The 22,152-nt window shown below is 71.7% G+C and carries 19 protein-coding genes and 3 pseudogenes; 11 read left to right on the forward strand and 11 right to left on the reverse strand.

Features of this window, described 5'->3' with window-relative positions:
- Position 1: 1 nt before the first annotated feature.
- Together DI272_RS36610 and DI272_RS36620 are read left to right on the forward strand one after the other, a co-directional pair.
- A complete protein-coding gene (locus tag DI272_RS36610) occupies positions 2 to 733 on the forward strand; it encodes a hypothetical protein (protein WP_109499472.1) in 732 nt (243 codons plus the stop codon).
- Positions 734 to 1,263: 530 nt separating this feature from the next.
- Positions 1,264 to 3,123: an FUSC family protein gene (locus DI272_RS36620; RefSeq protein WP_109499473.1), complete on the forward strand. Its 1,860-nt coding sequence runs from the start codon at positions 1,264 to 1,266 to the stop codon at positions 3,121 to 3,123.
- On the opposite strand, the gene DI272_RS36625 is transcribed toward DI272_RS36620, so the two are convergent.
- Positions 3,120 to 4,070, reverse strand: a complete 951-nt coding sequence (locus DI272_RS36625) for an endonuclease/exonuclease/phosphatase family protein (protein ID WP_109499474.1) — start codon at positions 4,068 to 4,070, stop codon at positions 3,120 to 3,122. The two genes, DI272_RS36620 and DI272_RS36625, sit on opposite strands and share 4 nt — an antisense overlap.
- A 130-nt stretch (positions 4,071 to 4,200) precedes the next feature.
- Here DI272_RS36625 and DI272_RS36630 point away from each other — a divergent pair.
- From DI272_RS36630 to DI272_RS36640, 3 genes and pseudogenes are all read left to right on the forward strand, one after another.
- Positions 4,201 to 5,551, forward strand: a pseudogene (locus DI272_RS36630) (amidohydrolase).
- Positions 5,552 to 5,643: 92 nt separating this feature from the next.
- Positions 5,644 to 6,333 carry a DUF899 domain-containing protein gene (locus tag DI272_RS36635; protein WP_109499475.1) on the forward strand — a complete coding sequence of 230 codons (690 nt, stop codon included), beginning with the start codon at positions 5,644 to 5,646 and terminating at the stop codon, positions 6,331 to 6,333.
- 179 nt (positions 6,334 to 6,512) lie between these two features.
- Positions 6,513 to 6,701 carry a hypothetical protein gene (locus DI272_RS36640; protein WP_109501237.1) on the forward strand — a complete coding sequence of 63 codons (189 nt, stop codon included), beginning with the start codon at positions 6,513 to 6,515 and terminating at the stop codon, positions 6,699 to 6,701.
- Here the strand turns inward: DI272_RS36640 and DI272_RS36645 are convergent.
- The 3 genes and pseudogenes from DI272_RS36645 to DI272_RS36655 all read right to left on the reverse strand — a co-directional run.
- Positions 6,679 to 8,610, reverse strand: coding sequence for an ABC transporter ATP-binding protein (locus DI272_RS36645; RefSeq protein WP_109499476.1), 1,932 nt, complete (start codon positions 8,608 to 8,610; stop codon positions 6,679 to 6,681). The two genes, DI272_RS36640 and DI272_RS36645, sit on opposite strands and share 23 nt — an antisense overlap.
- Positions 8,611 to 8,912: 302 nt before the next feature.
- Positions 8,913 to 9,353, reverse strand: coding sequence for a hypothetical protein (locus DI272_RS36650; protein ID WP_181387435.1), 441 nt, complete (start codon positions 9,351 to 9,353; stop codon positions 8,913 to 8,915).
- A gap of 482 nt (positions 9,354 to 9,835) precedes the next feature.
- Positions 9,836 to 10,492, reverse strand: a pseudogene (locus DI272_RS36655) (ATP-binding protein); the annotation flags it as partial.
- Positions 10,493 to 10,751: 259 nt separating this feature from the next.
- Between DI272_RS36655 and DI272_RS36660 the strand changes: the two are divergent.
- Both DI272_RS36660 and DI272_RS36665 read left to right on the forward strand, forming a co-directional pair.
- Entirely contained in the window at positions 10,752 to 11,612 is an 861-nt protein-coding gene (locus DI272_RS36660) for a helix-turn-helix transcriptional regulator (RefSeq protein ID WP_109499477.1), read from the forward strand.
- A complete protein-coding gene (locus tag DI272_RS36665) occupies positions 11,613 to 11,867 on the forward strand; it encodes a DUF397 domain-containing protein (RefSeq protein WP_109499478.1) in 255 nt (84 codons plus the stop codon).
- Between the two features lie 249 nt (positions 11,868 to 12,116).
- Here DI272_RS36665 and DI272_RS46090 read toward each other — a convergent pair whose 3' ends face one another.
- From DI272_RS46090 to DI272_RS36675, 3 genes and pseudogenes are all read right to left on the reverse strand, one after another.
- Positions 12,117 to 12,365, reverse strand: coding sequence for a protein-tyrosine phosphatase family protein (locus DI272_RS46090; protein ID WP_181387587.1), 249 nt, complete (start codon positions 12,363 to 12,365; stop codon positions 12,117 to 12,119).
- 319 nt (positions 12,366 to 12,684) lie between these two features.
- A pseudogene (locus DI272_RS45730) lies at positions 12,685 to 13,161 on the reverse strand (PEP/pyruvate-binding domain-containing protein); the annotation flags it as partial.
- 399 nt (positions 13,162 to 13,560) lie between these two features.
- Positions 13,561 to 15,048 carry a PLP-dependent aminotransferase family protein gene (locus tag DI272_RS36675; protein ID WP_109499479.1) on the reverse strand — a complete coding sequence of 496 codons (1,488 nt, stop codon included), beginning with the start codon at positions 15,046 to 15,048 and terminating at the stop codon, positions 13,561 to 13,563.
- A gap of 47 nt (positions 15,049 to 15,095) precedes the next feature.
- Here DI272_RS36675 and DI272_RS36680 point away from each other — a divergent pair, with 47 nt between their 5' ends.
- Positions 15,096 to 15,629, forward strand: coding sequence for a carboxymuconolactone decarboxylase family protein (locus tag DI272_RS36680; RefSeq protein WP_258314785.1), 534 nt, complete (start codon positions 15,096 to 15,098; stop codon positions 15,627 to 15,629).
- A gap of 223 nt (positions 15,630 to 15,852) precedes the next feature.
- Here DI272_RS36680 and DI272_RS36685 read toward each other — a convergent pair whose 3' ends face one another.
- From DI272_RS36685 to DI272_RS36695, 3 genes are all read right to left on the reverse strand, one after another.
- On the reverse strand, positions 15,853 to 17,340 hold the full coding sequence (locus DI272_RS36685; protein ID WP_109499480.1) for a glutamate synthase subunit beta: 1,488 nt from the start codon (positions 17,338 to 17,340) through the stop codon (positions 15,853 to 15,855).
- Positions 17,341 to 17,489: 149 nt separating this feature from the next.
- Complete coding sequence (locus DI272_RS36690; RefSeq protein WP_109499481.1) at positions 17,490 to 17,969, reverse strand: DUF1772 domain-containing protein; 480 nt, start codon at positions 17,967 to 17,969, stop codon at positions 17,490 to 17,492.
- A 339-nt stretch (positions 17,970 to 18,308) separates the two neighbouring features.
- Entirely contained in the window at positions 18,309 to 19,016 is a 708-nt protein-coding gene (locus DI272_RS36695) for a DUF2293 domain-containing protein (protein WP_109499482.1), read from the reverse strand.
- Positions 19,017 to 19,263: 247 nt separating this feature from the next.
- On the opposite strand from DI272_RS36695, the gene DI272_RS36700 reads away from it, so the two are divergent.
- The 3 genes from DI272_RS36700 (at position 19,264) to DI272_RS36710 (ending at position 20,992) form a co-directional block, all read left to right on the forward strand.
- Positions 19,264 to 19,905 (forward strand): uridine kinase, encoded by a 642-nt coding sequence (locus DI272_RS36700; protein ID WP_109501240.1) that lies wholly within the window; start codon positions 19,264 to 19,266, stop codon positions 19,903 to 19,905.
- Positions 19,906 to 19,984: 79 nt separating this feature from the next.
- Positions 19,985 to 20,398 carry a PPOX class F420-dependent oxidoreductase gene (locus tag DI272_RS36705; RefSeq protein WP_109499484.1) on the forward strand — a complete coding sequence of 138 codons (414 nt, stop codon included), beginning with the start codon at positions 19,985 to 19,987 and terminating at the stop codon, positions 20,396 to 20,398.
- Between the two features lie 165 nt (positions 20,399 to 20,563).
- The gene (locus DI272_RS36710; protein WP_109499485.1) at positions 20,564 to 20,992 is read left to right on the forward strand and encodes a CBS domain-containing protein; all 429 of its coding nucleotides are present in this window, start codon (positions 20,564 to 20,566) and stop codon (positions 20,990 to 20,992) included.
- 27 nt (positions 20,993 to 21,019) lie between these two features.
- Here DI272_RS36710 and corA read toward each other — a convergent pair whose 3' ends face one another.
- Complete coding sequence (gene corA / locus DI272_RS36715) at positions 21,020 to 22,147, reverse strand: magnesium/cobalt transporter CorA (RefSeq protein ID WP_109499486.1); 1,128 nt, start codon at positions 22,145 to 22,147, stop codon at positions 21,020 to 21,022.
- Positions 22,148 to 22,152 lie beyond the last annotated feature (5 nt).

Here is a 22,152-nt window from a genome sequence, read left to right on the forward strand (position 1 = left end):
CGTGGCAAAACTCAACCAGATCATCGCAGTCGAGAAAGGCGTCAAGTCCAAGGCGCACCAGGACCTGACGGCCGCTCACCACGGGCTGCAGAAGCCCGCGTTGCTGGCCGGCATTTCGCGTACGTATCAGCCGAAGGACGAGGAGGGCGAGCAGCTGCCACCCGAGTCGACGCGGGTGCAGGTCAAGGCCGAGGACGTGCTGCGGGAGACCGCGGCCACGCTTACCCGGCTGTTCGATGTGACCGCCACCAAGGACTGGGCCAATTGCGAGGCCCGTGCGGACGTGACCGTGGACGGGCGGGTGCTGGTCGCCGGCGTTCCCGTCTCCTATCTGCTGTTCCTCGAGAAGCAGCTCGTCGATCTCAACACCTTTGTGCGGAAGCTGCCCGTGCTCGACGCCTCCGAGGCGTGGGTGCAGGACCCGTCGACCGACTCGTGGAAGACCGAGCCGGTGCGGACCCTTCGTACGAAGAAGGTTCCCCGTAATCATGTGAAGGCCGAGGCCACCGAGAAGCATCCAGCCCAGGTCGAGGTCTATTACGAGGACATCCCCATCGGGTACTGGACCACCGTGAAGTTCTCCGGTGCTCTTCCCGCCCGGCGCGTCAACGAACTCCTGGACCGCGTCGAGAAGTTGCAGAACGCCGTGAAGTTCGCCAGGGAAGAGGCCAATGGCGCGGAGGTCGTCGACCAGCGGGTCGGGGACGCCGTGTTCGGTTACCTCTTCGGGTAACACCCACAGACCCCCTGGTCCTTGTGATTTGTGACCGGGGTGCGCGAGGAGCGCAAGCTGAAACTGAAGCTTGTCGTGATGAAGCGGTGTCAGGTCCCAGAACCGGCCGCGGTCAATCTCAGACTCTCGCTCCAGATTCAGTATTCGCCGTCGATCGCCGGATCGACCGGGCCCAGACCCAGGGCGTCGAGATGCTGGTTCAAGTCCAGTCCGCACAGCTCGATGTGCGGTGGTCCAAAGGCAGGACGCGACGACATGATGACTGATCTGGGTCCTCAAGCGTGCCGGCGTGCGAAATGGACGGCATCACTCAGGGCCCGGGGGCAGGCTACGCCCTCGGGCCCGCTCCCGTTTTGCGGAGCCCGCGGACAGTTGCGTTCATAAAGAAACCGGCCTCCCCGCCAACCGTCACACCCCCGAAATACGACCGCCCCATTTCCTCCCCCTACGCGATCTACCGTGGACACCTACCGCCCGGCCACCGTCGCCCGAAGGCACACCCCCGCCCTCGACCAGACGACAGGAGCCTCGTGCCACGTTCGTTCGCTCTCCCGCCCTGGCTCGCCCACACCCTCCGTACCCAGCGCGGCCCGGTTCCCTGGAACGCCGTCGTGCGCGGTGCCCTCTCCGCCGGGCCGCTGCTGCTCGCCGCCGTGCTCGCCGACCGCACCTCCCTCGGTGTCGTCGCCGCCATCGCCGCGATGCTCGCCGGGATCAACGACCGGCCCGGCAGCCGGCGGGCCTCCGTCCAGCGGATCGGGGTGCCGGCGGTGGCCGGGGCGCTGGGGATGCTCGTCGGGACGTACGCCGGACAGGACGTCTCCGCGCTGCCGCTCACCCTGCTGCTCACCGGGCTCGGGCTGGTCGCCGGGGGCGTGAGCGCCATCGGGCCCGTCGCCTCGGGGGCCGGTACGCAGCTGCTCGTCGCCTCCGCCATCGGGGCCGGGATGCCGTTGCCGGAGGCCGGTTGGCAGCGGGCGGCCGGCTACCTCGCGGGCGCCGGATGGCTCCTCGCGCTGCGCCTGGCCCTGCCCACGCCCGGCTCCCTCACCGGTGACTTCCGGTTCGACGGAGAGCGGGAGGCGGTCGCGCGGGTGTACGACGCCGTCGCCGACCTGCTCGACGCCGTCGGCGCCGAGCACGCCACCGCCCGGCGCGCCGCCCTCACCGCCGCCCTCGACCACGCGCAGGACGCCCTCGCCGGGCCCCGGCTGCGGCGCTACGCCAGCTCCGCCACCGAGCGGCGCCTGCACGCGCAGTACGCGGCAGCCCTCCCGCTCGCCGAGGCCGCCACCGCGCTCGCCTGGGCGGGCGAAGCCCTCACGGGCCGGGCGGGGCGGGCCTCAGCCGGGCCCCGGCGGCTCGCCGTCGCCGTACGGGAGAACACGCACACCGGGCCGCTGCCCGCGCCCAGCCGGTCGGCGCCCGCCCTGCGCGCGCTCGACGACGCCCTGCTGCACGCTGCCGAGGCCTTCGACCGGGGCAAGGGCGGCGATCTGCACACCCGTCCGCGCTCGGCGGGGGATCTGCTGCGGGCCGCGTTCGGCAGCGGCGGACGGGAGTACGGGCTGCGGGTCGCCCTCTGCTTCGGCGCCAGCGCCGCCATCGCCCAGGGCCTGCACCACGCCCACTGGTACGGGCAGCACGAACACTGGTACTGGCTGCCCGCGACCGCCGTCTTCCTCGTCAAGCCGGATCTGGGGCCCCTCGCCTCCCGCGTGCTGTGCCGGGCCGCGGGGACCGTCCTCGGCGCGCTCGTGTTCGCCGCGTTCGCCGCCGTGCTGCCCCGGCCCGAGGGGCTCATCGCGCTGGTCGCGGTGAGCGGGGCGCTCATCCCGGTCGCCACCCGGCACTTCGCCGCCCAGACCGCCGTGGTCACCGTCCTCGTGCTCGCCCTGGTGATGGTCGGCGGCGAACCGCAGGCCTCGGCCGGCCGGATCGGTGAGACGTTGCTGGCCTGCGCGATCGTCCTCCTGGTGGGCCACCTGCCGATGCCCGGGCAGCGCGGCGGCGGTGTGCGGGCCCGGCTCGGCACGGCCGGCGCCGCCGCGCAGGCGTATCTCACCCATGTGCTGAGCGACCCGGACGACCGTGCCACCCGTTGGACCCTGCGCCGCGAGGCCTACCGGACGCTGGCCGAGGCCCGTACCGCCCTCGCCCTCGCCGCCGCCGAACTCCCCCCGCTCGCCCGGCACTCGGAGGGCGCGGAAGGGGTGGTCGGCACGCTGGAACGGCTCGTCGACACGACCACCGCGTGTGCCGTCCACCTCGACGACTGCGGACGGCTCGAACCGCACCACACCACACGGCTCTCCGAGCTGCTCGCGGAGTTGGCGCGCAGCCGCGTTCAAGTTGGCCTGCGACTGCCCGAGTTGTCCCTCGCCGGCTAGCCGGTCCGCACCCACACCGGGGCGTGATCCGACCCCGGCGCCCCTCGCCGCTCCCTCGGGTCCGGGCCCACCGACGGCAGTCGGGGAGCCGCCTCGCCCGGCAGGCCCGTCCCCGCCGCCGCCAGGCGGAAGACCAGGCGATGGCTCACCAGGATGTGGTCGATCAGCTCGCGACGCCCGGAGTTGAGGCGGGAGTAGCGCTGGTCGGCGGGAATCATGGGAGCGGTGTTCCAGAGCCGTTCCCCGTCACCCTGGTCCGGCTTGTCGAAGCCTGGTGTGCCGATCTCGGAACCCTGTGGGCCGAGCAGGATCTGCGTGGTCGCCGCCTGCACCTCGTCGTTCAGATCCCCCAGCACCACGACGTCCCGCTCCCGTCCGTCCCCCGCCAGCAGCGCATCGGCCAGGGCGCGCAGCGCCGTCGCCTCCGCCGCCCGCCGGTACAGCGCGTACGCCGCGCAGCGGGCCCGTTCTCCCTCGTCGCGCGGCAGGAACCGGCCGTCCGGGTAGGCCAACAGCTTCGACTTCAGATGGCAGACCGCCGCCCGCAGCGGGCCGTCGGGCGTCGCCGCCTCCACCGCCAGGAAGCCGCGGCCCGTCTGCCCGGTCGTCCCGCCCTCGTCGTCCGCCTGCACCGGACGCAGCCGCGCCGGGAACGCGTTCGTGTCGGACAGCACCTCGAACGGGACGCGGCTGAGGAAGCCGACCCGGATGCCGCGGCTGTCCGGGTGCCGGGACAGGGCGATGTGCCAGGTGCCGTCCAGCATGCCGGTCAGGTCCCGCAGCGCCTCCGGCTCACCGACCTCCTGCACGCCCAGCAGTGTCGGGTCGAGCGCCGTGATCACCGCGGCGAGGGCGGCCAGCTTCGTCTCGTACGCGGCCTTGTCCTCGGGGCCGAACGGGCCGCCGGGGCGATACAGGTTCTCCAGGTTCCAGGTGCCGATGAGCATGCCGGTCCCCCTTCCGCACGCTGCCGAGTGGTGAGGCCAGCGTGCTCGTCCGGGCGGCGCCGCGACAGAGCCGGGACAGGATGCGCGGTTCGGCTCACCCGACCCGACGACGACGCCCTACGTTGGCGGGATGACCGACTCTCCCGCCGACCTCGTCATCACCGGTTGCACCGCCCTCGTGCACGACGATCAGGAGCGCGTCGGATTCGAGGAGAACGCCACGATCGTCGTACGGGACGGCGTCATCGAGTCCCTCACGGCGACCGCGACCGAACCTCCGTCCGCCGCCGAGCACATCGACGCCCGTGGCCAGGTGGCCATGCCCGGGCTCGTCAACTGCCACACCCACGCGCCCATGGTCGCGCTGCGCGGTGTCGCCGAGGACCTGCCGACCGAGGAGTGGTTCAACGACGTCGTCTGGCCCGTCGAGTCCAACCTCACCGCGAAGGACGTGGAGGTGGGGGCCCGGCTCGCCTGCGCGGAGCTGATCCGCGGGGGCGTCACCTGCTTCGCCGACCACTACTTCGCCATGGACGCCGTCGCCGCGGTGGTCGAGGAGTGCGGCATCCGGGCGCATCTCGGGGAGGCGTACTTCTCCTCCCAGGGGCCCCAAGGGCGGGAAAGGTCAGTGGAGTTCGCGCTCCGCAACCGTGGCCGGGCCGCCGGCCGCGTCACCACCGCCCTCGCCCCGCACGCGCCCTACACCGTTGACGACGCCGACCTCGCCGCCACCGCCGACCTCGCCCGCGCCCACGGCCTCCCCCGTCCACCTCCACGCCGCCGAGAACCGCGACCAGGCCGAGACCAGCCTCCGGCGCCACGGCGTCACCCCCATCGAGGTCCTCGCCCGCACCGGTGTCCTCGACACCGACGTCCTCATCGCCCACGGCACCGGCATCCTCGACCGCGACCTGCCCGTCCTCGGCGCCGCCTCCGGCCGGGTCTCCGTGGCCACCGCGCCCCGCGGCTACCTCAAGTTCGCCTGGCCCACCACCACACCCGTCCGCGCCCTGCACGACCTCGGCATCCCCGTGGGCCTCGCCACGGACGGCGCCGCCTCCAACAACTCCCTCGACGTGTGGGAGTCGATGGCGCTCACCGCGCTCGTCCAGAAGTCCACGACCGGGGACCCCCGCTGGATGACATCCCGTCAGGCTCTGCACCACGCCACCCTCCAGAGCGCCCGCGCGATCGGACTCGGCGACACCCTCGGCACCCTCGCGCCCGGCCGCCGCGCCGACATCGTCCTCGTCGACCTCACCGGCCCGCACACCCAGCCCGTCCACGACCTCGCCGCCACCCTGGTGCACAGCGCCCGCTCCTCCGACGTCCGCACGACGATCGTCGACGGACGCGTGCTGATGCGCGACCGCGAGCTGCTGACCATCGATGTGCCCGGCGTCGTGCGGGAGTTGGGGGCTCGGCTGCCGGCCCTCCTGGACCGCGGGCACGGCAGGCGCATCCAGGAGTACGACACCTGAGGACCGTCCGGAAGAAATTCTCCGGCGCGGCGATGAGTTCCGCCCTTCCCGACGGTCACCACCTCAGAACGGACCGTTGCACAGGAGGGGCCATGTCGCTTCCGGAGATTGTCTCGCGTGCGCAGTGGCGCGCGGCACGCGGAGAACTGCTGGTCAAGGAGAAGGCGGCCACCCGGGCGCGGGACGCGCTCAACGCAGAGCGGCGGCGGCTGCCCATGGTGGAGATCGGGACGGAGTACGTCTTCGAGGGCGGCGACGGGAAGGCGACGCTGCTCGACCTCTTCGAGGGGCGGTCCCAACTCGTCGTCTACCACTTCATGTTCGCCCCCGAGTGGGACGCGGGCTGCCGCAGCTGCTCGGCGTTCCTGGACCAGATCGGGCATCTGGCGCATCTGAAGGCGCGGGGGACGACGTTCGCCGCCGTGTCCCGGGCGCCGTACACGAAGATCCTGCCCTTCAAGGCGCGGATGGGATGGACCGTGCCCTGGTACTCGTCGTACGGCAGCGACTTCAACGCCGACTTCGAGGCGACCCTGGTGCACGAGGGCGAACTCGTCGAGCGGCCCGGCGTCAGCTGCTTCCTGCGGGAGCGGGACCGCGTCTTCCACACCTACTCGACGTACGAGCGAGGCCTGGACGGGCTCGGCTCGACCACCAGCCTGCTGGACCTCACCGCGCTGGGCCGGCAGGAGGAGTGGGAGCAGCCCGAGGGGCGCGCGTCGGCGCTGGGGGCGCCCGCGGGGAGCGAGCGCGTCCGGTATCACGACGAGTACGAGGAATGACGCGGAGAGTGTCGCGAATGACGCGGACGGTTACGGAAGTGACCGTTCGGTAACCGCATTTTCACGCTGCGCGCCGAAGCCGTGTCGAGTACGTCTCAGTCCCGCAACTCAGCGAGCCGTTCGCCCCCTCCACAGCGTTAACTCCTTACAAGAACGACGCTTATCGGAGGTGCGAGATGGTGAACGGGCGAACGGTGCTCGAGCGCTTTCCCGCCGGTGGCCCGCGGGGCTCCTGGCCCGCGGAGGAGTTCGCGCACGCGCGACGGATGGAGGGCACGCCCGCCGAGGTCGTCATGGACCTCGCGACGGACGCGTTCCTGGTCGTCGTCCCCGCGGACCCGGCGATCAGCTCGCCTTCGGTGCCGTGAACTGGTCCGCCTGGAGCGAGTACAACTCGGCGTAGACGCCGCCGGTCGCCAGCAGCTCCTCCGGGGTGCCCGACTCGACGAGCCGGCCCTGCTCCAGCACATGCACCAGGTCCGCGTGGCGCACGGACGCCAGCCGGTGGGTGATCAGGACCACCGTCTGCCCGCTGCCCGCCAGCGCGCGGATCTTCTCGAAGACCTCCAGCTCGGCCCGCGCGTCCAGGGCCGCCGTCGGCTCGTCCACGATCAGGATGCGACCGCGCCGATAGGCCGCCCGCGCGATGCCGAGGCGCTGCCACTGCCCGCCCGAGAGCTCGTGCCCGCCGCTGAAGTGGCGGGCCAGCAGGGTGTCCAGGCCGCGCGGCAGATCCGCCACCACGTCCTGGGCGCCGGCCTCGGCAATCGAGTCGGCCATCCGCTCCTCGGTCAGCGGCGCCGCCGACCGGCCGACCGCCACATTGACCCGGGCCGTGAACGGCCAGCGTTTGAAGTCCTGCGCCACCATCGCGATCCGCTCGGCGAGCAGCCGCCGGTCCGCGTCCGCCGTGTCCACGCCGTCCCACAGGATGCGGCCCCGGTCCGGCTTGTAGAGCCCGGCCAGCAGCTTCACCATGGTCGTCTTGCCCGAACCGTTCTCGCCGACCAGCGCCACGATCCGGCCGAGCGGGAGGGTGAGCGTCACGTCGTCCAGGGCCGGGCGCGTGGACTCGCCCGGGTAGCTGAAGCTGACGTTCTCGAAGCGGATCTCCCGCGGGTCCTCGGGCAGTTCCCGCCCGCCGACCGGTATCGCCCGCTGCTCCGCCTCGACGTACAGCCGCTGGAGGTCCCCGACGAAGAGGGCCTCCTGGTGGAGCTGGTTCACCTCCAGGACCAGGCTGTCGAGACTCGCCGAACCCGAGCGGATCGCGATCACGGCCGTCCCCGCCACCGACAGCGCCATCGCCCCGGCGAGCAGCAGCCCGCCGAGCGTCGCGTACGTCGCCACGGTCGCGAGCCCCGTCCAGAACGCCGCGAACAGCCCGGTCCGGGCCGCGAGCCGCGCCAGCCGGGCCTGCTCCGCCTCCGCGACCTCCGACATGGCCCGGTAGTGGCGCAGCAGGAAGGGCGCGACGCCGTGCACCCGGATCTCCGGTGCCGCGGTCGGTTCGGTGAGCAGTTCGCTGAGCAGATGGCCGGCGCGGGCGTGCTGCACCCAGGTGTGGAAGGACTCGTACCGGCGCCGGGCGATGGTCAGGGCGCTCCAGGCGCTGGGCAGGGTCATGGTCACCAGCAGCGGCAGCAGCGCCGGGTGGAGCACGGTCAGGACACCGGCCGCGGCGATCAGGGAGATCGCCGCATTCATGACCCGGGTGGCATAGGCGATCATGCGGCGCGCGGACGAGGCGCCGTACTGGGCGGTGTCCAGCAGCTTGTGGAAGGCGTGGTCCTCGATCGCGGCCAGCTCCACGGCCGCGGCCCGCTCCAGATACCGCTCGGTCGCCACCCGCTCCACCTTCGGTTCGAGGCGCCCGGTGGCGTACGTCGACGCGGCCCGCAGCAGCGCGGCCACGAGCATGACCGAGCTCATCGCGACGAGGGCGGGGACGGCACCCCGTAACCGGTCCTCGATCGGCCCACCGCCGATCAGCCGCCCCAGCACACTGTTCACGGCCAGCAGACTCACCGCCTGCGCCGCGCCCCGGCCCGCCTCGGCCCCGAGCACGACCTTCGCGGCCCGCCGGTCGGCCTGCCAGGCGAGCCGGAAACTGAGCGAGAGCAGCGCGGGGAGCTGCCGCACCATCTCCCGGAACGTCAGCTGGAGCCGGGCGTCGGAGTGGCTGTTCCAGCCCGTGTCGTAGCGCAACGGCCCACCGAAGAGCAGCCGCTCCGACTCCGACACCTCCGGCGCACCGGTGCCGTGCTTCTTCCCCACCGTCGACCTCCCCCGATCGTGGACGGACGGCCACTATCGCGGGAGGGGGCGTGCGGGGGGAGAGCGCGGAGACCGGGCACGGTTACGCGCGGGCGTGCGCCCTGGTGGACGCCGGGTGCCCTTTTTCCGGGTGCCCCCTTTTACGGTGAGCGGGGCGCCCGGCGCCGGGGCGTGCCGTGCCGTGCCGGAGGCTCAGGCGGGACGGGGCGTCGGGCCGTGCCGGATGCTCAGGCGAGACGACGGGGGCGTCGGGCCGTGTCGCAGGCGCAGGGCGCGGCTGGGCACCGGTCCGTGTCGCAGGTTCAGGCGCTGACCGGCCGTGACCAGGCGGGTGTCGTTCCCGTCAGCCGGCACAGGGCCAGGTACAGGGGGATCGGCGGGGTGTAGGGGACGGTGCCGTCCGGCTTGTGGATCAGACCGGGGACGGCTGGGGCGTCGGGGACGATCGCCCCGGCGGCGTAGCGCGCGGGTGCGGGCCACTCCAGGGCGTAGTCGGAGTCCGACGGAACGATCCACCACCAGTGCGCCTCATCGGCGTAGACGCAACCGACGCGGGGCAGCCGGGGCATCACCAGCGGGCCGAACCGGGCGGGCACCGCCACCGCGTCGCAGCCCAGCGGGGCCGTCATGCCGTCGGGCACGGGGAGCCGTCGGGGGGCGACCGGTGTGTGCAGTCCCCGCCGGAGGCGGACCAGCGTGTCCAGCGTCATTGCCTGGCCACCGGTCGCAGCCCTCAGAGCCATGGGCCCCCCGTCCCGTGGTGCGGCGCCGTTCCGTGGTGCCGGGATGTGCCGTGGTGGCGGGCTTCCGCCCCGTCGTACCGGACTTCCGTGCCGTCGTGCCAGGGCGCCCCGTAGTGCAGGGCTTCGCCGCCGTCGCGGCGGGGCCTGCCGAGATGCCAGGACTCGTGCCCGGCGGGCCAGGGCTCCGCACCGTGGTGCCGGGGAGCCCCGTCGTGCCGGGTCTCCGTGCCGTCGGCGCGGGGGGTTCCGTCGTGCCGGGCTCTGGCCGCGTCGGGCCGGGGTATTCCGTGGCCGTGCGCGGGGGTGGCGTCGCTGTGCCCGGCAATCGCGTCACCGCCCCCGGATATCGCCTGGTGGTGCGCGTCGGCGTCGGCGTTGACGGGAGCGTGGTGGTGCGTGTCGGCGTCGACGGGAGTGTCGTGTCGCGCGTCGGTGTCGAGGGGGGCGTGATGGTGCGGGTGGGCGCCGACGGGAGCGTCGTGTCGCGCGTCGGTGTCGAGGGGAGCGTCGTGTCGCGCGTCCGCCTCGTCGTCCTCGCCGCCGGAGCCGCCGGCCGGGCCGGGCTTGGGGCGGGCTCCCCAGCCGAGGTCGTTGCGCGGGGCGCAGTCGGTCCGGTCCGGGGCGTGGTCCAGGTCCTCGCCCGGGGCGGCGCCCTCGCGGGACAGTTCCGCCCAGACCAGGAGGCCGGGGCCGTGCTCAAGGGTGCCCCACGAGTCACACAGGGCGTCGACGAGAAGCAATCCCCTCCCGTGCTCCTCCTCGCCGCGCGGTGCGCACGGGTGCGGCTCGCCCGGGGCGCAGCCCTCGTCACGCACGGCTATGCGCACCAGGTCGTCGCCGTCGTGCAGCTCGCAGACTATGTGGCTGCTCGCCGTGTGCACGATCGCGTTGGTGACGAGCTCGGAGACCACCAGGGCCGCCGTGTCGCAGGTGTCCTCGCAGACCGCCCAGCCGTTCAGCCGGGCCCGCGTCAGCCGTCTGGCCTGCGCGGCGGAACCCGGATGCGCGGCCAGCTCGAACCGGAACCGGCGCTCGGCAGCGGGCCCCGAGGGGCGGCCGACTCCCGATGCGGCACCGAGGCTGTGGGGACCTGCGGCGGCGTCTGTTCCTAAGGGCGCGGACGGAATCACGCTTGCCACTATCGCCCCGCCGTGAACACTTGGCAAGTGTCACTCTGAAAATTGCAGAGTGCTGTGTGACGGTCTGGACGGCCGTGGCACACTGCTCGCAACAGCATGTCGAGCGGCGCCAGTTGAGATCACCGGAGATCCGACCAGGTCTTCGAATAGGTCTTCGAATGGCGCCGTCCGGCTGCCAGGATTCTTTTGCACAGGTTTTTACGGGTCCACGGACCCCAGGGAGGGCCCACGGGCCCCGGGAACGTCCAGGAGGTGGAGGGTGAGCGAGCCGCGGTCCGCGCCGACGGTCGGCCAGGTCGTCCTCGGCCGGCGCCTGCTGGACCTGCGCGAACGCGCCGGTCTCAAGCGCGAGGAGGCCGCCAAGGTGCTCCGCGTCGCCCCGGCCACCGTCCGCCGCATGGAGATGGCCGAGGTCGGCCTCAAGATCCCGTACCTCCAGCTGCTCCTGAAGTCCTACGGCGTCTCCGACGAGGAGGCCGACGCCTTCGTGCAGCTGGCCGAGGAGGCCAACAAACCCGGCTGGTGGCAGCGGTACCACGACATCCTGCCCGGCTGGTTCTCGATGTACGTCAGCCTCGAAGGTGCCGCCAGCCTCATCCGGTCCTACGATCCCCACTTCGTGCCCGGGCTGCTCCAGACCGAGGACTACGCCCGCGGTGTGCTGAAGTCCGGAGCCATCGGCCAGACCCGGCCCGAGGACATCGAGCGTCACGTCGCCCTGCGAGTACAACGCCAGGAACTGCTCACCCGTCCCGATGCCCCCCGTTTCTGGGCGGTCATCGACGAGACTGCGCTGCGCCGCCCGGTCGGCGGCCCGGAGGTGATGCGTGCCCAGATCGACAAGCTGCTCGAGGCCACGAAGCTGCCCAACGTGACGTTGCAGGTCGCCCCGTTCGCCAACGGGCCGCACCCCGGCACGTACGGGCCCTTCGTGCTGTTCCGATTCGCCGTGCCGGAGCTTCCGGACATGGTTTACAGCGAGTACCTGACCGGCGCCGTCTACCTGGACGCGCGCGCCGAGGTGGCGACCCATCTCGAGGTCATGGACCGCACGGCGGCGCAGGCCGCTACGGCACATCGCACGAAGGAGATCCTCCGGGATCTCCGCAAGGAGCTGTGAATGGATCGCATCAAGCCGCGCATACCGGTCTACAACGGCATGCCCGCGCGGGAGTTGGGCAGTGAGGGCTGGCACAAGCCGTGGAGCGGCGGCAACGGCGGCAACTGCCTGGAGGCGATGAAGCTCGCCGACGGCAGGATCGCCGTCCGTCAGTCCACCGACCCGGACGGTCCGGCGCTGATCTACACCACGGCCGAGATGACGGCGTTCATCGAGGGCGCGAAGGCGGGGGAGGCGGACTTCCTGCTGTCGTGACCCCATGGGTCCGGCGTCGGCCTGAACTTCTTGTCCGTAGTGCTGATCGATGAACGCGATAAATGTGATGAACGCTCACTGGAACCAGGAGGCGATGCACTGCGGAGCGTCCACCAGCCGGCTCACCACGACGACCGGCAGCGGCGACTGCTCCGCCTCGCCGGGGCTGAGGTTCAGGCCGTAGTGGATCTGCTCGATGGAAGGCGGTCCGACCGCGCGATTGCGCCGGACCGCCTGGGCGGACGACTCCTAGCCGGTCTGCACCAGGTACGCCGCCGCCATGGTCCCCGTACGGCCGACTCCCGCGCCGCAGCGCACGAACACCGGTCCTGACGCGCGGGCGACGGTGTCGAGGAACGTCCGCACCTGTCCGGGCGTCGGGGTCTGCCCGTCCCGGGCGGGCAGACGTACGACATCCAATCCCGCCCTGCCCGGCTCGGCGAGCTGCGCCGCGCTCAGGTCCTCGGCGCGCAGGTCGACGACCGTGGTGATGCCCATGGCGGCCAGCGCCCGGTATCCGGCGGGGGAGGACGCCGCGGCCCGTCCGCCGACCGAGGTCACCACGGGTACCGTCCCGCAGCAGTCGGCGCGGCGCGCTGCCCCCGATGTCCAGGGCGGCGGCGAGTCCCCGGGCCATGGGGGCCACCCACAGGTCCTCCTTCAGCGGCTCCAGCGGCTCCAACTGCTCCAACTGCTCCGGCAGCGTCTCGGCGACCGGCCCGGGCCAGAGCAGCCATGCCCCGCGCGGCGGTCGCGCCGCCATCGCGGTGATCGGGCGGCTCCGGAACAGCCACAGCCGCCCGCCCTCGCCGAAGCCGAACTCGATGTCCTGCGGCCCGCCGAACACCCGTCGGGCCCGCCGCGCGAGCCACGCCAACCGGAACAACTGGGAGCGGGTGAGCAACTCACCGGTCCGCGCGAGGTGCTCGACGCGGCGCGGGGCCTCAGCCTCTGACGGCTCCCGGGGTTCTGGTCGTTCCGGTCGTTCCGGTTGTTCCGGCTGCTCCGGTCGTTCCGTCCGCAGCAGTCGGCCGCGCCTGCTCAACCAGTAGTCCGTCCCGGCCTGTTCCCCGCCGGCCAGGCTGTCCGGACCGCCGCGCACCGCGCTGACCAGCACCCGGCCGGTCCGCCCCGCGACGGGATCGGCCCCGAACATCACTCCGCCGACTCGCGTGGTCAACATGGGCTGCACGAGCACCGCCATGGGCGCCGTGGACCCGTCGGGCCGGCGCGCGGAGTCGAGCACGGTCCGTACCGCCGTACGGAAGTCCCGCCAGCCGCGCACGTCCAGCACGGAGGCGAACTGGCCCGCCAGCGATGACTGTTCGGTGTTCTACGTGACGTTCGTCGAGCGTCGTCATCGCACATCCTCCAGGACCGACCGCCAACAGGGGGGACGCGCGGGGGTGGCCCTGCGCCTGACGGCGGAACGAAGGATGGGGCGAGCCTCTGCCGGACCGACCGGCCGACCGGACCGGCCGACCGGACTGATCGGATCGGCCGGATCGGAGACGGCCGTGGCACGCCTCCTGTCCCGAGGATCCCGCCGCTGTTCCGACCCATGGAGCCCGTAAGCCACTTTTCGGACAGGCGGCAGAAGAAATCCGAAGGTGGTAGGACAGGGCTCGCGGCACCTGGTCCAGCCGAAACGATCCTCGTCTCGTCCTCGCGCGGGAGCCGCGGGGCGGCGGGCTCATCCGAAGACAGGAGCACCGGTGCCCGGCGCGGCGCCCGGCGGCAGCGCCGTGCACAGTGCCTCCAGCGCCGTCCCGTACGCGTGCTCGGCGGGTGTCGCGTACCCGACCACCAGCCCGTCCCGGACCGCCGTGTCCTCCACCGAGGCGTCCGGATGCCGGAACTCCGCCAGCCCGTCGAGCGCGATGCCCTGCCACACGGCGGCCTTGACGGCTGACCGCTCGGTGCCGGGCGGCAGCCTCAGTACCGCGTGCAGCCCGGCCGCGATGCCGGTGACCTCGATGTGCGGCGCGTGCGCGGCGAGCGCCGCGACCAGGCGGTCCCGTCGGCCGCGGTACCGCTGCCGCATCCGCCGCACATGACGGTCGTACGCCCCGGAGGAGAGGAAGTCGGCGAGCGCCAGTTGGTCGAGGACGCTCGCCCAGGCCTCCCGTTCGCCCTTCGCCGCGAGCACGCCGTCGACGTACCGCTCCGGCAGCACCATCCACCCCAGCCGCACCGCGGGCGACAGGCTCTTGCTCACCGAGCCGATGTAGATCACCCGCTCCGGATCGAGCCCCTGGACCGCCCCGACGGGCTTGCGGTCGTAACGGAACTCCCCGTCGTAGTCGTCCTCCAGTACCACCGCGTCCCGCGCGCGTGCCCAGTCGACGACGGCGGCCCGCCGCTCGGCGTGCAGGGGCCCGCCGGTCGGGAACTGGTGCGCCGGTGTGAGCAGTACGGCCCGCTCGCGCGCCAACCGCCCGACGTCGGCGCCGTGTTCGTCGATCGGCAGCGGTACGGTCCGCACGCCGGCGTCCGCGAGCAGCGCACGGTGGAAGGGGAGTCCGTACGCCTCCACGGCGAGCGGACCCCGCAGCACCCGCTCAGGGGAGCCCAGGAAGAGCAGCCTCAGGGCGTGTGCGAAGCCGGAGCAGATCACGATCCGTCCCGGCTCGGTCCGTACGCCACGTGCGCGTGCCAGATACGCCGCGAGCGCCTCCCGCAGCTCCACGCGCCCGGCGGGGTCACCGGGCCCGAAGACCTCGTTGGGCGCCTGCTGGAGGGCCCGCCGGTAGGACGCGAGCCATGGCGCACGGGGGAAGGTCGACGCGTCCGGGGTGCCCTGCCGCAGATCGTGCCGCGGCCCTCGCGCGCGTGGCGGCGTCTTCCCGGCTCTCGTGGGTACGCGCGCGTGCCCCGGGCGCAACGCCTCGGTCCGCTCCGCCACCCGGGTTCCCGAACCCTGGCGCGCCGTGAGCCAGCCCTCCGCGACGAGTTCGGCGTACGCGTCCGCCACCGTGTTGCGGGCCACGCCGAGGTCGGCGGCGAGCGAACGGTAGGGCGGCAGCGGGGTGCCGGGGGCGAGCCGACCGCTCCGTACGGCCTCCCGCAGCGCATCGCAGAGAGCGGCCCGCCTGCTGCCCGGCCCCGGCCTGCTGAGCTCCAGCTCCAGATGCAGATCGGAGCCGATCCGCTCCGCGGAATTGACCCACGCATTCGCCATGGAATTGCACCCTACAGCCGGTCTTTCCTGGCCGTAGATTCGACGGCATGACGACGAACGCGAACACGATCGCTGCCCCCGTGACGACCCGACCGAACGCCTCCGAGACGGTGCGCCCGAACACCTCCGAGACGCCTCGGCTGAACTTCGCCAAGTCCGCCCCGAAGGTCTTCCGCGCCCTCATCGGCTTCGACGCCGCCGCTCGTGAGGGCCTCGACCCGACCCTGGTCGAGCTGATCCAGATCCGCGCCTCGCACCTCAACCACTGCGCCTACTGCCTCCACATGCACACCAACGACGCCCGCAAGGCGGGCGAGAGCGAGGACCGGCTGCACATGGTCGCGGTATGGCGCGAGGCCCGGCACTTCTTCACGGAGAAGGAGCAGGCGGCGCTGGCCCTGACCGAGGCGGTGACGCTGGTCGCCGACGCCGGAGTCCCGGACGAGGTGTACGCGCAGGCCGCGGCCCACTTCGACGAGAAGGAACTGGCGCAGGTGCTGGCGCTGATCTTCGCGATCAACACCTGGAACAGGGTGGCCTTGGCGACGAAGAAGGTCGCGGGCACGGACGAGCGTGGCTGAGCCGGGTGAGACGTCATGGGCCGGTCGTGACGAGCGTGGCGGAGCCAGGTGAGACGGTCACGGGCCGGTCGTGACGAGCGTGGCGGAGCCGGGTGAGACGGTCACGGGCCGGTCGTGATGAGTGGGTGTGAGTCCGGTCGGATGGTCATGGACCGGTCGTGATGAGCAGGTCTGGGCCGGTCGGATGGTCATGGGGCGGTCGTGATGAGCGGGTCTGGGCCGGTCAGACGGTCATGGGGCGGTCGTGCGGGCCGATGGGTGCCGGCAGTTGCGAACTTCCCGTCAGGTGCCGGTCGACCGCCGCCGCCACCGCCCGCCCCTCCGCGATCGCCCACACGATCAGCGACTGCCCCCGCGCGGCGTCCCCCGCGGCGAACACGCCGGGGGCGCTCGTCGCGAACCCGGCGTCCCGCGCGATCGTGCCGCGCGGCTCCATCGCCAGCCCGAGCTGGTCGACGAGCCCGTCGCCGCGGTCGGGGCCGGAGAAGCCGAGGGCGAGCAGCACGAGGTCGGCGGGGAGCGTCCGTCCGGTTCCCGACACCGGCCGCCGCTCCGCATCGACCTCGACCAGGTGCAGCGAACGCACATGCCCGTCGGCGTCACCGGTGAACCGGAGCGTGGACGCCGCGAACAGCCGCGCGTCCGCGTCCGCCGCCGGAGCGGTCCGCAGCGCACCGGCCTCCTCGTGCGCGGCGGAGAGCCGGTAGATCCTCGGGTACGTCGGCCAGGGCTCGGTGTCCTCGTCGCGTTCGGTGCCCGGCTGGGCGTAGATGTCCAACTGCGTGACGGACGCGGCGCCTTCGCGGACCGCGGTCCCCAGACAGTCGGCCCCCGTGTCGCCGCCGCCGACGATGACGACGTGCTTCCCGGCGGCGGACATGGGGGAGACCTCCAGGTCGCCCTGGCACACCCGGTTGGCCAGCGGCAGATACTCCATGGCCTGGTATATCCCCGTCAACTCCCGCCCTGGCACGTCCAGTTCACGCCACGCCGTCGCCCCGGTGGCGATCACGACCGCGTCGTACCGCGCCCGTAGCTCCGCCGCCCCGATGTCCCGCCCGACCGCCGTGGACGTACGGAACTTCGTCCCCTCGGCCCGCATCTGCTCGATGCGGCGCTCCAGATGGTGCTTCTCCATCTTGAACTCGGGGATGCCGTAACGCATCAGTCCGCCGAGCCGGTCGTCCTTCTCGAACACGGCGACCGTGTGACCCGCCCGCGTCAACTGCTGTGCCGCCGCCAGTCCCGTCGGGCCCGACCCGATGACGGCGACGGTCCGACCGGACAGCCGGTCGGGCGGCCGGGGTGGCGCGAAACCGAGCTCCCAGGCCTGGTCGGCGATGGCGGCCTCGACGTTCTTGATGGTGACCGCGGGCTGGTTGATGGCGAGCACGCACCCTGCCTCGCAGGGGGCCGGACACAACCGACCGGTGAACTCGGGGAAATTGTTGGTGGCATGCAGCCGGTCGGCGGCGGCCCGCCAGTCGTCGCGGCTGACGAGGTCGTTCCATTCGGGGATGAGGTTTCCGAGCGGGCAGGCTTCGTGGCAGAACGGTACGCCGCAGTCCATGCACCGGTCGGCCTGCTTGTCGATGATGGGCAGCAGCGCCCCGGCGACATACACCTCGTCCCAGTCCCGGACCCGCTCCTCCACGGGCCGACGGGGCCAGTCCTGACGGGGGGTGGTCATGAATCCCTTGGGATCGGCCATGGCCGTCTTCCTTGCGTCGACGTCGACGGGCCGTGCGTCATCGGGCGGCACTCTTTCGGCCACGATACGTCCGCTCGGCCACACCCGCAGAGTGTGTGGGACAGCGCTTTCCCGAAGGGCTCGGGAGGGCCGGGGACCGAGGGAGCAGGCTAGGTGAGGGCCAGTACGTACGCCACCGCCGCCGCACCGGAGGCGATCATGCGGACGTGGTTCCACATCGTCCACTCGCGTATGTATGTCGGCCAGTACGCGGCCGCTTCGGGGGTACCGGCGTCCAGCTTGAGCAGAGCGTCGTTGCGCGGCACGTTCGCCACCATCGTCACGCCGAAGGAGCCGACCAGATACAGCGCACTGCCCAGCAGCAGTTCGACCGTGCCGTCGTCGGGCAACAGCACGAACGTCACCACCGCCAGCACCGCGCACAGCACCGCCGAGCCGACGAACACGAGCATGAACGCCGGCCGCAACGCGGTCACGTTGATCGCCTTCATCGCCGCGACCCCTTGCGCCGGCGGCAACGCGGCGAGCCCCTTCATCACGAAGGTCGAGAACGCGCAGAACGCCCCGGCCACCAGACCGGTCCCCAGCACGCCCAGCACCGTGAGTACGAAGTACGGTCCATGGATCATCTCAACGTCAACTCCCGCATCGAGCCGAGATCCTGCCCGGCACCAACCGTCACCACAAGTGAATTCCCGTACGGGAAGCGTCACCATGGCCGATCGGCGCAGGTGCATACGCAGACGTCCAGGAGAGCCTTCCCGGAAGCCGACCAACACCGCCCTCCGAGCTCGGTGACATGTCCTGCTGTGCGAAAACGCCGGGTGGGGTGAGGGCAGCGGGTGCGGTGGTCGGGTTGGCGGTCGGGCCTGTTGTCATGCCTGTGGTGTTGGCTATAGCTCTGTTTGCGGTGAGGGTGATGGCTGTGGCTGTGGCTGTGGCTGTGATGAGGACGGTAGCCCCCGCCCTCAGCCAACGCCGGCCTCCGTGTCCGCCCCGACCGTCCGCCACCCACCCAGTACTCCCTCCACCGCCACCGAGATCCTCCGCCGAGCCTCATGCCGAGGGACCCCACTCATCAGCAACTGGTCGTACGGCGTGTCCAGATGTCGTACCGACGCCACCACCGCCGAGACGACAGCCCCCTCCGACAACGCCCGCCCCGCCGCACTCCGCCCCACCCGCCCGCTTCCCCGCATCGACGCGTGCGCGGCGATCCCCAGGGCCCGCTCTTCCGGACAATGCGGAAACAGCCGCCGGATCTCGGCCGCGAACGCCGCCGTGAACCGCACGTCCTCGACCGCCCGCCGCCGAGCGTCCCGCGCCCGGCGGCGCCGCCGCGCCTCGGCATCCGCCAGGCACCGCGCCTCCGCCCGGACCAGCGCCGCCTCCTCGGCGAGGACGCCCTGCCGTTCGTACCGCCCCTTGCGCCGGTTGAACCGTACGACCACCGCCGACAGCGCACTCTCCTCCCGCGATCTGCGTGTCAGCGCGGTGTCCCCGCGCGGCAGGAACACCAGGTGGCCGAGGTCGGCGCAGTCCAGACACCGCGGGGCTCCGTCCTCCAGGACCAGCATCGCCAGTGGCCCGCGCCGGCATTCGGCACACTGCTTCCGCTTGAGAGGCTGCACGACGAGAAGTCCGGCGCGGTGCTGGGGAGTTGCCAGATGGGCCATACAACATTCATTCCCACGACCGGACCACGAACCACCGCCCACCCACCTCGACCCCACCCCCTGGACGCCGCCTGTCTACTGCGACCCCGTTTCCTGGACGCCGTCTGCCTACCGTGACCCCGTTTCCTGGACGCCGCCTGTCCACCGCGACCCCGTTTCCTGGACGCCGCCTGCCTGTCTCGACGCACCCGCTCATCGCCCTTCCCTCTCCCGACCGGAACGCGTCCCGGCCGTCGGTTGACGCATGATGGGCCGTGTGCGACTCGAAGCGATCACCTGGGACCGGCTCGGCGACCTCCTCGCCGACCGCCTTCTCGACCTGAAGCCGGCCGACGGCGGCCCCTGGCCGCGCATCGCCTTCGACGGCGCCCCGGCGGCCCGCCCGCAGGATCTCGCCGAACGAGTCGCGGAGGCGCTCCGCATACGAGGTCGCTCTTCCCTCGTCGTCGGCACCCGGGGCTTCCTGCGCCCCGCCTCGCTCCGCTTCGAGTACGGCCACCAGGACGTGGAGGCGTATTACGACGGCTGGTTCGACACCGGCGCCCTGTGGCGCGAGGTCTTCGGCCCCCTGGAACCGGGCGGCGACGGCCGTGTCCTGCCCGACCTCTGGGACCCCGACACCGACCGCGCCACCCGCAGCCCCTACGTCCAACTCCCGCCCGGCAGCTTGCTGTTGCTGCACGGTCCGCTCCTGCTGCGCCACTGGTTCCCCTTCGACCTGACCGTCCACGTCCTCCTCTCCCCGGGCGCCCTGCGCCGACGCACCCCCGAGGCCGAGCAGTGGACCCTGGAGGCCTTCGAGCGCTACGAGCGCGAGACCGACCCGGCGGGCACCGCCGACGTCCTGGTGCGTGCCGACGATCCCCGGCATCCGGCGTGGCGGGGCTGACGGGGGCCCCGGCCATTCATTTTGAGAAGATCCATCAAATCACTTTTATATGCGCGTGCATGTAACTACGCTGGGCCCCATGACGACTTCCACGAGCGCTCACCTCTCTTTCGACGACTCCGTCCGCGCCCTCCTCGACGGCAAGAACTTCGCCAGCGTCGCCACCCTCGGCCCCGACGGCGCCCCGCAGAACTCTGTGGTCTGGATCAAACGCGAGGGCGACACCGTCCTCTTCTCCTCCGTCGACAACCGCCAGAAGGTGCGCAACCTCCGCCGCGACCCTCGTATCAGCGTCTCTGTCTACGACTTGGCCAACCCCTACACCTCGGTAGAGATCCGCGGCACCGCCGAGATCCTCCCCGACCCGGACAAGCGCCTCCCGCACGACCTCGCGCACAAGTACCTCGGCATCGACCCGCCCGCCGAGAAGGAGGACGAGACCCGCGTGATCATCCGCATCGTGCCGCGGAGGATCGTGGGCTTCTCTGCTTGAGCCAGGACCGGCCGGCCGGTCCTGGCTCAAGCCGGTGCGGCATCGGGGCGCGGCGTCGTCACGGGTTCCGGGTGCGCCGGGTCCGTGCGGCGGCGAGAATGAACGGCGCCGGGACTAGCGGTGCCTCCTGCTCCGCGCCGGCCGTCCGGCACCGGGAGGTACTTCATGACCACCGCCGGAGACATCATGCACCGCGGCGCCCAGTGGATCCCCGCACACGAGACCCTGGACCGCGCCGCCCAGCTGATGCGCGAGCTCAACGTCGGAGCCCTGCCCATCAGCGACGCGAACGAACGGCTCTGCGGCATCCTCACCGACCGTGACATCGTCGTCGGCTGCGTGGCCATGGGCCACGACCCCGCCAAGGTCACCGCCGGTGAGATGGCCCAGGGGACACCCCGCTGGATCGACGCGGGCGCCGATGTCGGCGACGTGCTCCGGGAGATGCAGGACCACCAGATCCGCCGACTCCCCGTCATCGAGAACAAGCGCCTGGTCGGCATGATCAGCGAGGCCGACCTGGCCCACCACCTGACGGAGGACCAGATCGCGGCCTGGGCGGAGAGCGTCTACGCGAAGAGCACCACGCGCTGACCGACGCCGTCGTCGTCCCGGTGCTCCTCAGAGCCAGCCGTTGCGCCGGAACCCGCGGTACAGCACCAGGCACGCCACGGATATGACACCGAGGACCATCGGATATCCGAACGTCCAGTGCAGTTCCGGCATGTGCTCGAAGTTCATGCCGTACACCCCGCAGACCATCGTCGGCACGGCGACGATCGCCGCCCAGGCCGTGATCTTCCGCATGTCCTCGTTCTGCGCGACGGTCACCTGGGCTAGGTGTGCCTGAAGGATCGAGTTGAGGAGTTCGTCGAAGGCGGCGATCTGCTCCTTGGCGCGCAGCAGATGGTCGGAGACGTCACGGAAGTAGGTCTGTATCTCCGAGCCGACCACCCGGATCGGCCGGGTGGACAGCTCCTCGATCGGGCGGGCGAGCGGCACCACGGCCCGCTTCAGTTCGAGGAGTTCCCGCTTGAGCTGGTAGATGCGGCCCGGGTCGGTCCGTGCGCCGTCCTGGGAGAAGACGTCTGTCTCGACCTGGTCGATGTCGCCCTGGACCGCGTCGGTGACGCTCAGGTAGTCGTCGACGACGTGGTCCGCGATCGCGTGCAGTACCGCGGCCGGCCCCTTGGTGAGCTGCTGTGGGTCGGCCTCCAGCTCTTCGCGCAACGGGCCCAGTGAGCCATGCATCCCGTGGCGCACGGTGATCACGAAGTCCTCGCCGACGAAGACCATGATCTCGCCGGTGTTCACCACCTCGCTCGTCGCCGTGAGTTCCTCGTGCTCCACGTAGCAGACCGTCTTGAACACCGCGAACAGTGTCTCGTCGTACCGCTCCAGCTTCGGACGCTGGTGCGCCTCGATCGCGTCCTCCACCGCCAGCGGGTGCAGTTCGAAGAGCTCCGCGATGCCCGCGAACTCCTGGTCCGTCGGCTCGTGGAGACCGAGCCAGACGAAACCGTCCCCGTGCTTGCGCACCTGCTCCACGGTGTCGACCAGGTCACCGCCGCCCGGCACCCGGGCCCCGTCCCGGTAGGACACGCAGTTCACCACCGAGGAGCCCAGGGGTGACCGGGCGGGATGACTCAGGTCGACGCGCGGTCGGCGCCGGGCCAGCCTCGCCACCCTGCGGAGACCGCCGACCCTGCCGAGGCTCGTGACCTTCCGCAGATTCCCTGCCATGGACATCTGGA

It is taken from the genome of Streptomyces sp. Act143, from assembly GCF_003143935.1.
Taxonomy (GTDB): domain Bacteria; phylum Actinomycetota; class Actinomycetes; order Streptomycetales; family Streptomycetaceae; genus Streptomyces.

Excerpts from the sequence above, each read along its gene's own strand:
- DI272_RS36625 (WP_109499474.1), bottom strand. The coding sequence starts at position 4,070 with ATGCTCATCGGCACCTGGAACCTGGAGAACCTGTATCGCCCCGGCGGC.
- DI272_RS36635 (WP_109499475.1), top strand. The coding sequence starts at position 5,644 with ATGTCGCTTCCGGAGATTGTCTCGCGTGCGCAGTGGCGCGCGGCACGC.
- DI272_RS36650 (WP_181387435.1), bottom strand. The coding sequence starts at position 9,353 with ATGGCTCTGAGGGCTGCGACCGGTGGCCAGGCAATGACGCTGGACACG.
- DI272_RS36665 (WP_109499478.1), top strand. The coding sequence starts at position 11,613 with ATGGATCGCATCAAGCCGCGCATACCGGTCTACAACGGCATGCCCGCG.
- DI272_RS46090 (WP_181387587.1), bottom strand. The coding sequence starts at position 12,365 with ATGGGCATCACCACGGTCGTCGACCTGCGCGCCGAGGACCTGAGCGCG.
- DI272_RS36675 (WP_109499479.1), bottom strand. The coding sequence starts at position 15,048 with ATGGCGAATGCGTGGGTCAATTCCGCGGAGCGGATCGGCTCCGATCTG.
- DI272_RS36680 (WP_258314785.1), top strand. The coding sequence starts at position 15,096 with ATGACGACGAACGCGAACACGATCGCTGCCCCCGTGACGACCCGACCG.
- DI272_RS36685 (WP_109499480.1), bottom strand. The coding sequence starts at position 17,340 with ATGGCCGATCCCAAGGGATTCATGACCACCCCCCGTCAGGACTGGCCC.
- DI272_RS36690 (WP_109499481.1), bottom strand. The coding sequence starts at position 17,969 with ATGATCCATGGACCGTACTTCGTACTCACGGTGCTGGGCGTGCTGGGG.
- DI272_RS36695 (WP_109499482.1), bottom strand. The coding sequence starts at position 19,016 with ATGGCCCATCTGGCAACTCCCCAGCACCGCGCCGGACTTCTCGTCGTG.
- DI272_RS36700 (WP_109501240.1), top strand. The coding sequence starts at position 19,264 with ATGGGCCGTGTGCGACTCGAAGCGATCACCTGGGACCGGCTCGGCGAC.
- DI272_RS36705 (WP_109499484.1), top strand. The coding sequence starts at position 19,985 with ATGACGACTTCCACGAGCGCTCACCTCTCTTTCGACGACTCCGTCCGC.
- DI272_RS36710 (WP_109499485.1), top strand. The coding sequence starts at position 20,564 with ATGACCACCGCCGGAGACATCATGCACCGCGGCGCCCAGTGGATCCCC.
- corA (WP_109499486.1), bottom strand. The coding sequence starts at position 22,147 with ATGTCCATGGCAGGGAATCTGCGGAAGGTCACGAGCCTCGGCAGGGTC.